The 13,406-nt window shown below is 61.9% G+C and carries 11 protein-coding genes; 4 read left to right on the plus strand and 7 right to left on the minus strand.

Annotated elements, in window-relative coordinates; all coding sequences use genetic code 11:
* Window positions 1-168: 168 nt before the first annotated feature.
* Together pssA and ilvC are read right to left on the minus strand one after the other, a co-directional pair.
* Window positions 169-1,005, minus strand: a complete 837-nt coding sequence (gene pssA, locus ETC27_RS15315) for a CDP-diacylglycerol--serine O-phosphatidyltransferase (RefSeq protein ID WP_136255848.1) — start codon at window positions 1,003-1,005, stop codon at window positions 169-171.
* 148 nt (window positions 1,006-1,153) lie between these two features.
* Window positions 1,154-2,170: a ketol-acid reductoisomerase gene (gene ilvC, locus ETC27_RS15320; RefSeq protein ID WP_136255849.1), complete on the minus strand. Its 1,017-nt coding sequence runs from the start codon at window positions 2,168-2,170 to the stop codon at window positions 1,154-1,156.
* A gap of 169 nt (window positions 2,171-2,339) precedes the next feature.
* Here ilvC and ilvY point away from each other — a divergent pair, with 169 nt between their 5' ends.
* A complete protein-coding gene (ilvY, locus tag ETC27_RS15325) occupies window positions 2,340-3,230 on the plus strand; it encodes an HTH-type transcriptional activator IlvY (protein ID WP_136255850.1) in 891 nt (296 codons plus the stop codon).
* 110 nt (window positions 3,231-3,340) lie between these two features.
* On the opposite strand, the gene ilvN is transcribed toward ilvY, so the two are convergent.
* On the minus strand, window positions 3,341-3,832 hold the full coding sequence (gene ilvN, locus ETC27_RS15330) for an acetolactate synthase small subunit (protein WP_136255851.1): 492 nt from the start codon (window positions 3,830-3,832) through the stop codon (window positions 3,341-3,343).
* Window positions 3,832-5,556, minus strand: coding sequence for an acetolactate synthase 3 large subunit (locus ETC27_RS15335; protein ID WP_136255852.1), 1,725 nt, complete (start codon window positions 5,554-5,556; stop codon window positions 3,832-3,834). Before ETC27_RS15335 ends, ilvN begins: the two co-directional genes overlap by 1 nt.
* A gap of 664 nt (window positions 5,557-6,220) precedes the next feature.
* Here ETC27_RS15335 and ETC27_RS15340 point away from each other — a divergent pair.
* Window positions 6,221-7,588 carry a sugar porter family MFS transporter gene (locus ETC27_RS15340; protein ID WP_136255853.1) on the plus strand — a complete coding sequence of 456 codons (1,368 nt, stop codon included), beginning with the start codon at window positions 6,221-6,223 and terminating at the stop codon, window positions 7,586-7,588.
* A gap of 128 nt (window positions 7,589-7,716) precedes the next feature.
* Here ETC27_RS15340 and clpB read toward each other — a convergent pair whose 3' ends face one another.
* A complete protein-coding gene (gene clpB / locus ETC27_RS15345; RefSeq protein ID WP_136255854.1) occupies window positions 7,717-10,317 on the minus strand; it encodes an ATP-dependent chaperone ClpB in 2,601 nt (866 codons plus the stop codon).
* A gap of 161 nt (window positions 10,318-10,478) precedes the next feature.
* Here clpB and ETC27_RS17345 point away from each other — a divergent pair, with 161 nt between their 5' ends.
* Window positions 10,479-10,634 carry a hypothetical protein gene (locus ETC27_RS17345; RefSeq protein WP_168709079.1) on the plus strand — a complete coding sequence of 52 codons (156 nt, stop codon included), beginning with the start codon at window positions 10,479-10,481 and terminating at the stop codon, window positions 10,632-10,634.
* Here ETC27_RS17345 and pgeF read toward each other — a convergent pair.
* Both pgeF and rluD read right to left on the minus strand, forming a co-directional pair.
* On the minus strand, window positions 10,631-11,395 hold the full coding sequence (gene pgeF / locus ETC27_RS15350; protein WP_136255855.1) for a peptidoglycan editing factor PgeF: 765 nt from the start codon (window positions 11,393-11,395) through the stop codon (window positions 10,631-10,633). The two genes, ETC27_RS17345 and pgeF, sit on opposite strands and share 4 nt — an antisense overlap.
* A 27-nt stretch (window positions 11,396-11,422) precedes the next feature.
* A complete protein-coding gene (rluD, locus tag ETC27_RS15355; protein ID WP_136255856.1) occupies window positions 11,423-12,382 on the minus strand; it encodes a 23S rRNA pseudouridine(1911/1915/1917) synthase RluD in 960 nt (319 codons plus the stop codon).
* Window positions 12,383-12,531: 149 nt separating this feature from the next.
* Between rluD and ETC27_RS15360 the strand changes: the two genes are divergently transcribed.
* The gene (locus ETC27_RS15360) at window positions 12,532-13,341 is read left to right on the plus strand and encodes an outer membrane protein assembly factor BamD (RefSeq protein ID WP_136255950.1); all 810 of its coding nucleotides are present in this window, start codon (window positions 12,532-12,534) and stop codon (window positions 13,339-13,341) included.
* Window positions 13,342-13,406: the final 65 nt, after the last annotated feature.

Here is a 13,406-nt window from a genome sequence, read left to right on the forward strand (position 1 = left end):
ACACAACCCCTTTCTTTCAAAAAGGTGAATAGAGGCTGTGGATAGATAACAGCGGCGAGAGGGTGTGGATAACCAGGCGCCGCACACGATAACGCCCGCACAAGGGCGGGCGTTGTCAGAGACGCTAGCTTTCAGCCACTAGCTGTCAGCACTTGCAGGCGAAAAGCATCAGCTCGCCGGTTGTTTCTTCACCTTGCGCAGCGCCGCCAGCACCGGGCCGGACGCGACATAGACGGCGAAGAGCAACAGCAGCATAACCGCCGGCTCCACCGAGATCACCACGAAACCCAGCACGATAGCGAGGAGCACCACAAAAGGCACCGGCCCCTTGAGGTCGACATCCTTGAAGCTGTAGTAGCGAATATTACTGACCATCAGCACCCCTGCCGCGGCAACCACCGCCAGCATGAGCAGCTTGAAGAAGAAGGCATTGGCATCGAAGCTGTGGAACGTCCAGACACTGGCGGCAACCAAAGCGGCCGCAGAGGGACTGGGCAGGCCGATGAACCACTTCTTGTCAGTGGAGCCGATCTGGACATTGAAGCGCGCCAGCCGAAGAGCGGCACAGGCCACATACAGGAAGGCCACCACCCAACCGATCTTGCCGATGTCCTGAAGAATCCAGGTGAAGGCGACCAGGGCAGGCGCCATGCCGAAGGAAATCATGTCGGCGAGGCTATCGTACTCGGCACCGAAGGCACTCTGCGTGTTGGTCATGCGCGCGACGCGGCCGTCCAGGCCGTCGAGCACCATGGCGATGAAGATGGCAATGGACGCCGCCGAGAAATCACCATTGATACCGGCGACCACCGCGAAGAATCCCGAAAACAGCGCGGAGGTGGTGAACAGGTTCGGCAGCAAGTATATGCCACGCCGCCGGATCTTCTTGCCATCCTCGACCGCCTCTTCGACGACTTCCGTCTCGCGCAAAAACGTCGCGGTGACGTCTTCGTCATGCTCGGGGCGCTCGTGCTCGTACTCGGTCTTTTGCGAATCCTGACTCATAGAGGTCTTCCGTTGCTGGGATATGTGTCAGCGACACGGGAACCATTCTACATGCTAGCTACCTCAACGATAGTCAGGCTCCCCCAACGCAAACAGCGAGGGCGCGGAAATCCGCGCCCTCGCTGTCGTTACAACCGGAATGGTTCGATCAGTTCTTGGACTTGTCGACCAACTGGTTAGCAGCGATCCAGGGCATCATGGAACGCAGCTTCTCGCCGACCTGTTCGATCGGGTGTTCGGCGTTAAGACGACGACGCGCGGTCATTGACGGATAGTTGGTCTGGCTCTCGGTGATGAAGCTCTTGGCATAGTCGCCGTTCTGAATACGCTTAAGCGCGTTGCGCATCGCTTCACGAGACTGATCGTTGATGATTTCCTTGCCAGTGAAGTACTCGCCAAACTCCGCGTTGTTGGAGATCGAGTAGTTCATGTTGGCGATGCCACCTTCATACATCAGGTCGACAATCAGTTTGAGCTCGTGCAGGCACTCGAAGTAGGCCATTTCCGGCTCGTAGCCTGCTTCGGTCAGGGTCTCGAAACCAGCCTTGACCAGCTCGACAGCACCACCACACAGCACGGCTTGCTCGCCGAACAGGTCCGTTTCGGTCTCGGCACGGAAGGTGGTTTCGATGATACCTGTACGACCACCGCCCACACCTGCCGCATAAGAGAGCGCCAGCGCCTTGGCGTTACCGGTCGCGTCCTGCTGAATCGCGATCAGGTCGGGAATGCCGCCACCCTTGACGAACTCGGAACGCACAGTGTGACCCGGCGCCTTGGGGGCGATCATGATCACGTCCAGATCCTTGCGCGGCTCGATCTGGTTGTAGTGGATGTTGAAGCCATGGGCGAAGGCGAGCGTTGCACCTTGCTTCAGGTTCGGTGCCACTTCCTGCTCGTAGATGGCCTTCTGGTTCTCATCAGGTGCCAGCAGCATGACCACGTCGGCGGTCTTGCTCGCCTCGGCGACAGAGGCCACCTTGAGGCCGGCGGCTTCCGCCTTGGCGGCAGAGGAGGATTCCGGGCGCAGGGCGACAGTCACGTCGACGCCGGATTCCTTCAGGTTGTTGGCATGGGCATGGCCCTGTGAGCCGTAACCCACGATGGTGACCTTCTTGCCCTGAATGAGGGAGAGATCGCAGTCCTTGTCGTAATAAACGCGCATAATAAAATTCCTGATAGCGGATGAGAAAAGTGTCAGCGTTGATGGCGACCCACGCCGTCTATCGCAGCGCTTGTGGTATTGGTGCCGATGGAGAGACGATACGACAGACACCGCGTTGCGTAAAACGCTATATTTGCAACATCACATCCCGAAAAGTGCAACAACGCCCATGGACATGCGCGACCTACGCCACTTCCTGAGCCTGGCCGACACGCTGCATTTTGGCCGCGCCAGCGATGCCTGCCACGTCAGCCCCTCGACACTCTCGCGCTCGATCCGCTCACTCGAGGAGAGCCTGGGCGTAACGCTCTTCGAGCGCGATAACCGGCATGTGGCTCTGACCCACCAAGGCCTGACCTTTCAGGACTACGCCAGAGATGCGCTGGAACAATGGGAGCTGGTGCGTCACTCCCTGATGGAAGACACGGCAACGCTCTCAGGCGAGATCAGCATCTTCTGCTCGGTGACGGCAAGTTACAGTTTTCTTTACGAGCTACTTAGCAACTTTCGTATCCGCCATCCCCGCATCGAACTCAAGCTGCATACGGGTGACCCGGCCCACTCCATCGCACGGGTCTTGGCCGGCGATGAAGACATGGCGATCACGCCACGACCGCGACGCCTTCACGATGCACTGGCTTTCAAGCCGATGACCACTTCTCCACTGGTGTTCATCGCGCCTCGGGATGGCGCCGACTGGATGCCTGCCCACCCGGAGATCCCCACCGCCGAGCAGTGGGCCGAGGTACCGATGATCCTCTCCGAATCAGGCCTGTCCCGGGAGTACAGCGACACCTGGTTCAAGGCGCTGGGCATCGCGCCACGCATCTATGCCCAGGTTGCCGGGCACGAGGCCATCGTCAGCATGGTCGGACTCGGTTTCGGCATCGGCGTGGTGCCAAAGATCGTCGTCGACAATAGCCCCCTCGCCGCCCGGGTACAGTCCCTGGCCGTCAAGCCAGAACTCCCTCACTACGATGTGGGCCTGTGCGTGGCCCAGCGTCGACTGAAGAGCCCACTGATTCGCGCCCTGTGGGCCGAAGTCTCGTCGCACCAATGACAAGAGCATCCCTCTGCCCTCGCTAACCCCCTTCTTCGACCAGACACAAAAAAGCCGCTCCGAAGAGCGGCTTTCATGGCAGGCCTGAGCCTTGTGATCGAGACAAGCCCTCAGAGGCTCAACACCTTGTCGCCACGGGCGATCCCCGAAACACCGGTGCGTGCCACTTCGAGAATACCCACCGGGGCCATGGCCTGGAGAAAGGCATCCAGCTTGCCGGCATCGCCGGTGATCTGAACCGTGTAGAGGTTCGGCGTCACGTCGACCACCTGAGCACGGAAGATGTCGGCGGTGCGCTTGACCTCATCACGAGCAGCGCCCAGTGCCTTGACCTTGACCATCATCAGCTCGCGCTCGATGTGTTGGCCTTCGGTCAGATCGACCAGCTTGACCACATCGATCAGCTTGTTGAGGTGCTTGGTGATCTGCTCGATCACCCGGTCATCACCCACCGTGGTCACGGTCAGGCGCGACAGTGTCGGATCTTCGGTCGGCGCGACGTTGAGCGACTCGATGTTGTAGTTACGCTGCGAAAACAGCCCCACCACACGAGACAAGGCGCCGGGTTCGTTTTCCATCAGGATAGAGATGATATGGCGCATCAGGTCCGCTCCGTCTTCGAAAGCAGCATGTCACGCATGGAGCCCAAGGGCACCTGCATCGGATAAACGTGCTCGCGTGGGTCGACGTAAACGTCGAGGAACACCAGCTCGTTCTTGTCGGCGAAGGCCCGCTCGAGCGCGGGTTCGAGATCCTCGTGACGCTCTACCTTGAGGGCGGTAAAGCCATACGACTCGATCAGCATCTGAAAGTCCGGCAACGACTCCATGTAGGACTGGGCGTGACGGGACTTGTAGTTCAGGTCCTGCCACTGGCGCACCATGCCCAGCGAGCCGTTGTTCAGGTTGATGATCTTCACCCCCACCCCGTACTGCTTACAGGTGGAAAGCTCCTGCATCATCATCTGGAAGCTGCCCTCACCGGTGATGCAGACCACATCATCATCCGGGTAGCTCTTCTTGATCCCCATGGCCGCCGGAAAACCGAAGCCCATGGTGCCGAGTCCGCCCGAGGTAATGAAGCGATTGGGCTTGTCGAACTTGTAGTACTGGGCGGCGAACATCTGATGCTGGCCGACATCGGTGGTCACGAAGGCTTCGCCACGGGTGACCCGGCAAACGGCTTCGATCACTTCCTGCGGCTTGAGCGGCTCGCCCTCCTGAGAAAGCTCATAGAGTTTGCCCGCCCGCTCGTCGCGCCAGCCATCGATCTTCTGCCACCATTCGGTCAGAGCCTCGGGCTGGCTGATTTCCTTGCCCTGCACCAGGCTGATCATCTCGCTGATGACGCTCGCCGCCGGCCCGACGATGGGCACGTCGGCACGCACGGTCTTGGACACCGAGCTTGGATCGATGTCGACGTGGACGATCTTGGCCGTGGGGCAGAACTTGGAGGTGTTGTTGGTCACCCGGTCATCGAAGCGCGCGCCGATGGCGATCACCAGATCGGCATGGTGCATGGCCATGTTCGACTCATAAGAGCCGTGCATGCCCAGCCAACCGAGACATTGGCGATCACTCTGCGGATAGGCGCCAATACCCATCAGCGTGGTCGTGATCGGGAAGCCCAGGTGCTTGACCAGATTGGTCAGTCCTTCGCTTGCATTGCCGGTGACCACGCCGCCGCCGGTATAGAACACCGGGCGCTTGGCCTTGAGCATCAAGTCCACGGCCTTCTTGATCTGCCCGGTATGGCCGCGACTGACCGGGTTGTAAGAGCGCAGCTTGACCTTCTTCGGGTAGACGTACTCGTAACGCTCGGTGGGAGCGGTCATGTCCTTGGGTACGTCTACCACCACCGGACCGGGACGGCCGGTCGCGGCAAGGTAATAGGCCTTCTTCAGCACCTCGGGAATCTCCGAAGGATGCCGGATCGAGAAGCTGTGCTTAACCACCGGACGCGTCACACCGATGATGTCGGTTTCCTGGAAGGCATCGTCGCCGATCAGGTGGCTCATCACCTGTCCGCAGATCACCACCAATGGAATCGAGTCCATGTAGGCGGTAGCGATGCCGGTCACGGCATTGGTCGCGCCGGGACCCGAGGTCACCAGCACGGTACCGGGCTTGCCGGACGCTCGGGCATAGCCGTCGGCGGCATGCGTCGCGGCCTGCTCGTGGCGTACCAGAATGTGTTTGACCTTGTCCTGACGAAATAGGGCGTCATAGATATGCAACGCCGCTCCGCCGGGATAGCCATAGATATATTCGACGCCCTCGTCCTGAAGGAAGCGGGCGATCATGTCGGCGCCGGAAAGCAGTTCCACTGTGTTTCTCCCCTGGAGGTCTCGAGTGCCTTGCCGTGCCCTTTGGGTCACGCAAGTCGAGTGCGGCGGTATGCCGCGGCCGGTCGATGCCGGCACCTGATGCCAAACCCTGGCGTCATTCGGCCCGGATAGGGCCAGCACTCACATCACGGCGGTTCACCGTGTCGGGGCGTTGGCCGAGCAAGGCGGGTAGCCGTGCCCGGAAAGTCCTTCGGCGGGTAGAGGTCCTGCGACCTACCCTTCGCGCGGCGGTCGGGGATCGCCCGGATTCGTCCGCGCCCGCAATCAGGAACCGTCAAGACTCCAATAGCCCCCCGGTAGTGTCAACCGTGAAAAGGCCTCATGCGCTAACTCGACGCTGACAAACGGCCTCAACCGGCGATGGCGGACCCGGTGGAGCCTCGTGGGTGCGGACCATTATGGTACCGACGCCCGACCATTGAACCAATGTCTAATGCCGTTGAGTGGTGGAAATTCCGGCCAGCTGCTGTAATGACGACCTGCTGACACGATTCATCAAATATCGATAAACCTAAGCCGCGTCTTTCGCCGCGTTTTTCGGGCCATCAAGTGAATCGATTCACTTATGATTCTCGGGCCGAGCATCCCTGACCCCAGGCGCACGAGAAACGACGACGAAAGGCGACTCTGCCAGGAGTCTCCCATGTCTCGCATCATACAGTGGTCGATCACAGTAGCCCTCGCTGGCTTCCTGTTCGGCTTCGATACCGCCGTCATCTCCGGCGCCGACAAGCCCATCCAGGCCCTCTGGGGGCTGAGCGACCTGCAGCATGGCCTGCTGATCATGTCGATGGCGCTGTGGGGTACCGTGATCGGCGCCATCGGCGGCAACTGGCCGACCGACAAGCTGGGCCGCCGAGCCACCTTGGTGCTGATCGGCATCCTCTATCTAGGCTCTGCGCTCGGCTCGGCGCTGGCCACCGATCCTTTCTGGTTCTCCTTCTTCCGACTGATTGGCGGCATCGGCGTGGGCATCTCCTCGGTGGCAGCGCCCACCTACATCTCCGAGATCGCACCGGCCAAGCATCGCGGCGCCCTGGTCGGCCTGTACCAGTTCAACATCGTGTTCGGCATCCTGATGGCCTTCGTGTCCAACTACGTAATGGGTTCGATGCTCGGCGAGGGGGCGTGGCGCTGGATGCTGGGCATCGAAGCCGTGCCGGCACTGCTGTATACCCTGATGATCTGCCGAGTGCCGAAGAGCCCGCGCTGGCTGATCCTCAAGCGCAATGACGTTGAGGGTGCCAGCGAGGTGCTGAGAAAGATCGACCCGACCGCCGACGTCGATCGCGAGATCGCCGCGATCCGCGCCGCGGAGAGCAGTGAGCAGAAGGCGCACGCCCCCTTCTTCTCCGGCCGCTACCGGCTACCGATCCTGCTGGCCTTCCTGATCGCCTTCTTCAACCAACTCTCGGGTATCAACTTCATCATCTACTATGCGCCGCGGGTGCTTGAAGCCGCCGAGCTTGGCAGCAGCGTCGCCCTGCTCTCCTCGGCCGGCATTGGTCTGGTCAATCTGACCTTCACCATGGTCGGCATGGCGCTGATCGACCGCCTGGGCCGTCGCACCCTGCTGTATATCGGCTCGGTGGGCTACCTGGTCTCGCTGGTACTGATCTCTCGGGCCTTCTACCTTGGCAACCTCGGCGGCCTCGAGGTGCCGCTGCTGCTCGGGCTGTTCATCGCGGCCCATGCGATCAGCCAGGGGGCGATCATCTGGGTGTTCATCGCCGAGGTCTTCCCCAACCATGTGCGCGCCCGCGGCCAATCCTTCGGCAGCTCGGTACACTGGATCTGCGCGGCCCTGATCACCCTGGTGATGCCCTGGGTGCTAGGCACCTTCAATGGCGGCCCGGTGTTCGCCTTCTTCGCGGTGATGATGGCGCTGCAGGTGCTGTTCGTGAAGTTCCTGATGCCAGAAACCAAGGGCGTGTCGCTGGAGGCCCTGCAGGAGCGCCTGGTTCGCGAACCGACGCCCAAGACGCAATCCGCCACCGCCGGCAACCGCTGAGCGCGACTCGCGCCCTCGCCTGACCATCGAGGGCTGCGACACGCACGCTGAACGACAAAAGGCCCGCCTCCTGGGAGGCGGGCCTTTCTTATGCACACGAGCTAATACGTGTCGGACAAGCGTTGATGTTATTGCTTACTGAACGTCAGCTTTCCGTCTTCGCTTGCCACCTTGATGGTTTCGCCCGGGGCAAACTTGCCGGCGAGCAGGTCCTGAGCCAGCGGGTTTTCGATCCGGCTCTGGATCGCCCGCTTGAGCGGCCTGGCACCAAACACCGGATCGAAGCCCACCACCGCAAGCTGTGCAAGCGCTTCCTCGCTAACGTCAAGCGACAGGTCTCGCTCGGCGAGACGAGAACGCAGGCGCTCAAGCTGGATGCTGGCAATGGCCTGAATCTGCTCCTGACCGAGCGCGTGGAAGACCACCACTTCGTCGATACGGTTGATCAGCTCGGGACGGAAGTGGTCGCCGACCACCGCCATCACCATCTCTTTCATCTGCTCATAGTCTTTCTCGCCATCACCGCTGTTCTCGCCGCCCATGCGCTGGATGATGTCCGAGCCCATGTTGGAGGTCATCACGATCACGGTGTTGCGGAAGTCCACGGTACGTCCCTGTCCGTCGGTGAGGCGTCCATCCTCCAGCACCTGCAGCAGGATGTTGAAGACATCGGCATGGGCCTTTTCGACCTCGTCGAGCAGCAACACCGAATATGGCTTGCGACGCACCGCCTCGGTCAAGTAGCCGCCCTCTTCATAGCCGACATAGCCCGGGGGCGCACCGATCAGACGTGCCACGGAGTGCTTCTCCATGAACTCGGACATGTCGATGCGCACCATGGCTTCCTCGGTATCGAAGAGGAAGTTGGCCAACGACTTGCACAGCTCAGTCTTGCCCACCCCGGTCGGGCCGAGGAACAGGAAGGAGCCATTGGGACGGTTGGGGTCGGAGAGTCCGGCCCGGGAGCGACGCACCGCGTTGGCCACCGCGGTGACCGCCTCGTCCTGCCCGATCACCCGCTCGTGCAGCGCTTGTTCCATGCGCAGCAGCTTGTCACGCTCGCCCTCGAGCATCTTGGACACCGGAATGCCGGTCCAGCGCGAAACGACCTCGGCGATTTCTTCCTCGGTGACGTTGGAGCGCAGCAGCGTGTGCTTCGAGGTATCAGTCTCGGCCTCGGCACTCTCGGCGATCTTCTTCTCCAGGTCGGGGATCACCCCATACTGGATCTCCGACATACGCGCCAGATCGCCTTGACGACGGGCCTGTTCCAGATCGATGCGAGCACGGTCGAGCTCGTCCTTGAACTGGGCCGCGCCTTGGATACTGGCCTTCTCGGCCTTCCAGATCTCATCGAGATCGGCATATTCGCGCTCAAGCTCATCGATCTGGCCCTCGAGGCCCTCGAGACGCTTCTTGGAGGCCTCGTCGGTTTCCTTCTTGAGATGCTCGCGCTCCATCTTGAGCTGGATCAGCCGACGATCGAGGCGATCCATCTCCTCGGGCTTCGAGTCGAGCTCCATGCGGATACGCGAGGAGGCCTCATCGATCAGGTCGATGGCCTTGTCAGGAAGCTGGCGATCGGTGATATAGCGCGTCGACAACTTAGCCGCGGCGATGATCGCGCCATCGGTGATGTCGACCCCATGGTGCACCTCGTAGCGCTCCTTGAGGCCACGCAGGATCGCCACGGTGTCCTCCTCGGTGGGCTCGTTCACCTGCACCTTCTGGAAGCGACGCTCGAGGGCCGCATCCTTCTCGATGTACTTGCGGTATTCATCGAGCGTCGTGGCACCGACACAGTGCAACTCGCCGCGCGCCAGGGCCGGCTTGAGCATGTTGCCGGCATCCATGGAGCCCTCGGCCTTGCCGGCGCCGACCATGGTGTGCAGCTCGTCGATGAACAGGATCACCCGGCCCTCTTCTTGGGCGAGCTCCTTGAGCACTGCTTTGAGGCGCTCCTCGAATTCACCGCGAAACTTGGCACCGGCAAGCAGCGCGCCCATATCCAGCGACAGCACGCGCTTATCCTTGAGTCCTTCCGGCACCTCACCGTCGACGATGCGCTGGGCCAGCCCCTCGACGATGGCCGTCTTGCCGACGCCGGGCTCACCGATCAGCACCGGGTTATTCTTGGTGCGGCGCTGCAGCACCTGGATGGCGCGGCGAATTTCGTCGTCGCGGCCGATGACCGGGTCGATCTTGCCACTGGCGGCCCGCTCATTGAGATCCAGGGTGTACTTCTCCAGGGCTTCGCGCTGGTCCTCGGCGTTGGGGTCATCGACCCGTTCGCCACCCCGTACGTCGTCGACGGCGGTCTCCAGCGCCTTGCGGGTCACCCCGGCCTGAGTCAGCCGCTTGGTCACCGCACCGCCCATCTCCAGCGCGGCCAGCAGCACCAGCTCGCTTGCGATGTACTGATCGCCGCGTTTCTGAGCTTCGCGGTCGGTGAGGTTGAACAGCTTGATCAGGTCACGTGACGGCTGCACCTCGCCATCGAAATTGGCGACCTTGGGCAGGTCATCGAGATGGCCCGAGAGACCATCGCGCAGCCGATTCACATCACCGCCGGCCTTCTGCACCAGTGCCTTGACGCCAGTGTCGCTGGCATCCAGCAGCGCCAGCAGCAGGTGGCCGGGCTCAAGTTGGTTGTGCCCGCGGCCCACCGCTAGCGACTGGGCATCGGAGACGGCGTTCTGCAACTTGGCCGTAAATTTGTCGAATCGCATAGATATCCTCCATCGGGAGGCGGCATGGTTGGACACGCCGCCAGCCTGTTTCTTCTCTTGACAGTATCAATGGAGGTATGGCGGCCCGCTTTCAAGGCGTCTGCTAAAGGAAAGATGCGGCGACTTGATGCAGATCATGATTGGCAGGACGCCCCCGGGACATGAAGCGCGAAGACGCGGTGAATCCTTCCCTGGACGCTCGGCTTTTTCATCTGACCGCCATGGATGGCGGAAATGCCGGAATCGCATGGATGCACTTTCCGGCCCTGAAAAAGACGCTTCGCTTTTCCATGCCCGGGGCCGAGAGAGACACTTAGCGCAGCCAGATCACACTGGCCATGCGGCCGGTGACGCCGTCGTCGCGGCGGTGGGAATAGAAGCGGGGTTCGCAGGCAGTGCAGAAGTGACCGCCGCTGATATGAGCGACGCCGAGCCGCTCGAGACGCAGGCGCGCCAAGCGATAGACATCGGCCATATAGTGGCCGAGGCGATAAGGGCTTGGCTCGAAGACACTCTTGGCTTCTGGCTGCACGGCCACAAAGGCGTCATGCACCTCGGGCCCCACCTCGAACTGGGCATTGGAGATCGCCGGGCCCAGCCAGGCCATCAGCTCGCCGGGCTCGGTGCCTAGCGCCGCCACCGTGGCCTCCAGCACACCGCCGGCAAGCCCGCGCCAGCCAGCATGCGCGATGCCGACCCGAGTGCCACGCTGATCGCAGAAAAACACCGGCAGACAGTCGGCGCTCTGCACCACACAGGCATGGCTGCCATCAAAGGCTACCGCGGCATCCGCCTGCGGCGCCCCTGGCACATACACCTGCTGCACGTTGGCACCATGTACCTGGTCGAGCCAGAGCAACGGGCGGTCGCTACCCACCTCGGCCTGCAAAAGCTCACGACAGCGCGCCACCATGGCCGGGTCATCACCGACATGCTCGGCCGTATTGAACGCCGCGAAGGGCCCCTCACTCGGCCCTGTCTCGCGGGTGGTCACCAGTGCCCGCACCGTACTCGGAGCCGGCCAATCGGGCAGCACCAGCGTGGGGCAAGGGGATAGTGTCTCAGCGGGGTCCGTCATCACCGGATTCCTCTGCAAGGCATGGCCTCATCGCATGGTGGCATGGTCGTCGCGCAGGTAATCGAGCAGCATCAGCATATCGTCGGGCAACGCGGCGCGAAACTCGAGGCGCTGCCCGCTCTGCGGATGCACGAAGGCCAGCTTACGCGCATGCAAGGCCTGTCGCGGGAAGCCGCGCAGCAGGTCCTTGAGGTCATCATCGGCTCCCGGCGGCAGCTTCAGGCGGCCGCCGTAGAGGCTGTCGCCAATCAGCGGGAAACGCTGATGCGACATGTGCACGCGGATCTGGTGGGTGCGCCCAGTCTCGAGCTTGCAGCGCACATGGGTGTGATTGCGAAAACGCTCGGTGACCCGGTAGTGAGTGACCGCCGGCTTGCCGGATGCCGTCACCGACTGACGCTTGCGATCCTTGGGGTGGCGCCCGATCGGCGCATCAATGCGCCCGCCGGAGGTCACGACCCCAGTAACGATGGCATCATACTCCCGCGAGACACTGCGCGCCTGAAGCTGTTCGACCAGATTCGTCTGGGCGGCGAGGGTCTTGGCGACCACCATCAGCCCGGTGGTGTCTTTATCGAGGCGATGCACGATGCCTGCCCTGGGGACGCTGGCGAGATCCGGGCAGTGATGCAGCACTGCGTTGAGCAGCGTGCCATCAGGGTTGCCAGCCGCCGGATGCACGACCAGGCCGGCAGGCTTGTTGATCACCAGTACGGCATCGTCTTCATGGACGATATCCAGATCGATGTCCTGGGGCTCGAAGCGCAGTTCATCTTCAACAATGGCGGTCAGCACCAGCTGCTCGCCACCGTAGACCTTGTCCTTGGGCTTGGCACGAGCGCCATCGAGGGTCAGGTCGCCCGATTTTATCCAGCCTTTCAGGCGCTCGCGGGAGAAGTCTGAGAAGACGTCGGCCGCCACCTGGTCAAGGCGCTGGCCGGCCATGGCCTCGGGAATGCGGGCGTCGCGTTGTACGGTTTCTGACATGGGGGCTGTGTGCCTTTGACGTGGCACTCACCAGACACCAAGGCTTGGCGCTTTGCGACCTGCCCTGAGTGGTTTATCGTGAGTGCTTTATGATGAGCCGCTGCGTAATTCTACCACGGCCATTCGGGTTGTTTGAGACGAGGACCATGATGCGCGTTTTCCCCCGTGGTACACGGCTGGGCGCCTATGCCCTGGCAGCCGCCCTGCTCGCCGGTTGCGCCGGCAACGATACCGTTCCCGACGAGATCGCGGAAGCCGAGCTCTATCAGCAGGCGATGACGGCGATGGAGGCTCAGAATTACACCAATGCTGTCAGCCGCCTTGAGGCGCTCGACGCTCGCTACCCCTTTGGCGAGCACGCCGAGCAAGCGCAGCTGGAGCTGATCTACGCCTACTATCAGGCCGAAAACTATGAATCTGCACGGGCTGCCGCCAGCCGCTTCATCCGCCTGCAGCCAGACCACCCCCAGGTGGACTACGCCTACTATCTGCGTGGCCTGGCGGCCTATCAAGCCGGCCGGTTCAGCCTCGAAGGCCTCAAGCTGATCGACATTTCCAAGCGCGATCTGGGCGCGACCCGCGAGTCCTACAGTGACTTCCGGGATCTCATCGAGCGCTACCCGGACAGCGAGTACGCCCCCGACGCCGAGCAGCGTCTGGTTTATCTGCGTAACGTGCTGGCCCGCCATGAGCTGCAGGTCGCCGACTTCTATCTGCGCAAGGGCGCCTACCTGGCCGCCGTCAAACGCGGGCGCTGGGTGATCTCTCACTATCCTGAGGCACCGTCCAATGCCGACGCGCTGGCGGTGATGGTCGAAGGCTACCTGGGCTTGGGAATGACCGACCGTGCTCGTGAAGTACTCACTAGCCTGATCGAGAACGCGCCGGACCACGAGCGTCTGGACGGTCGTACCTTCCGTGGCGAACACGTCAAAGAGACGCTGCGCATGGGTGGCTAACCCTTCATCACCCGCCTGACTTGCGCTCACACACGATGGCATAAACGCTCGTCAACGTGACACGA

Origin of the sequence: Onishia niordana, from assembly GCF_004798965.1 — a bacterium.
Taxonomy (GTDB): domain Bacteria; phylum Pseudomonadota; class Gammaproteobacteria; order Pseudomonadales; family Halomonadaceae; genus Onishia; species Onishia niordana.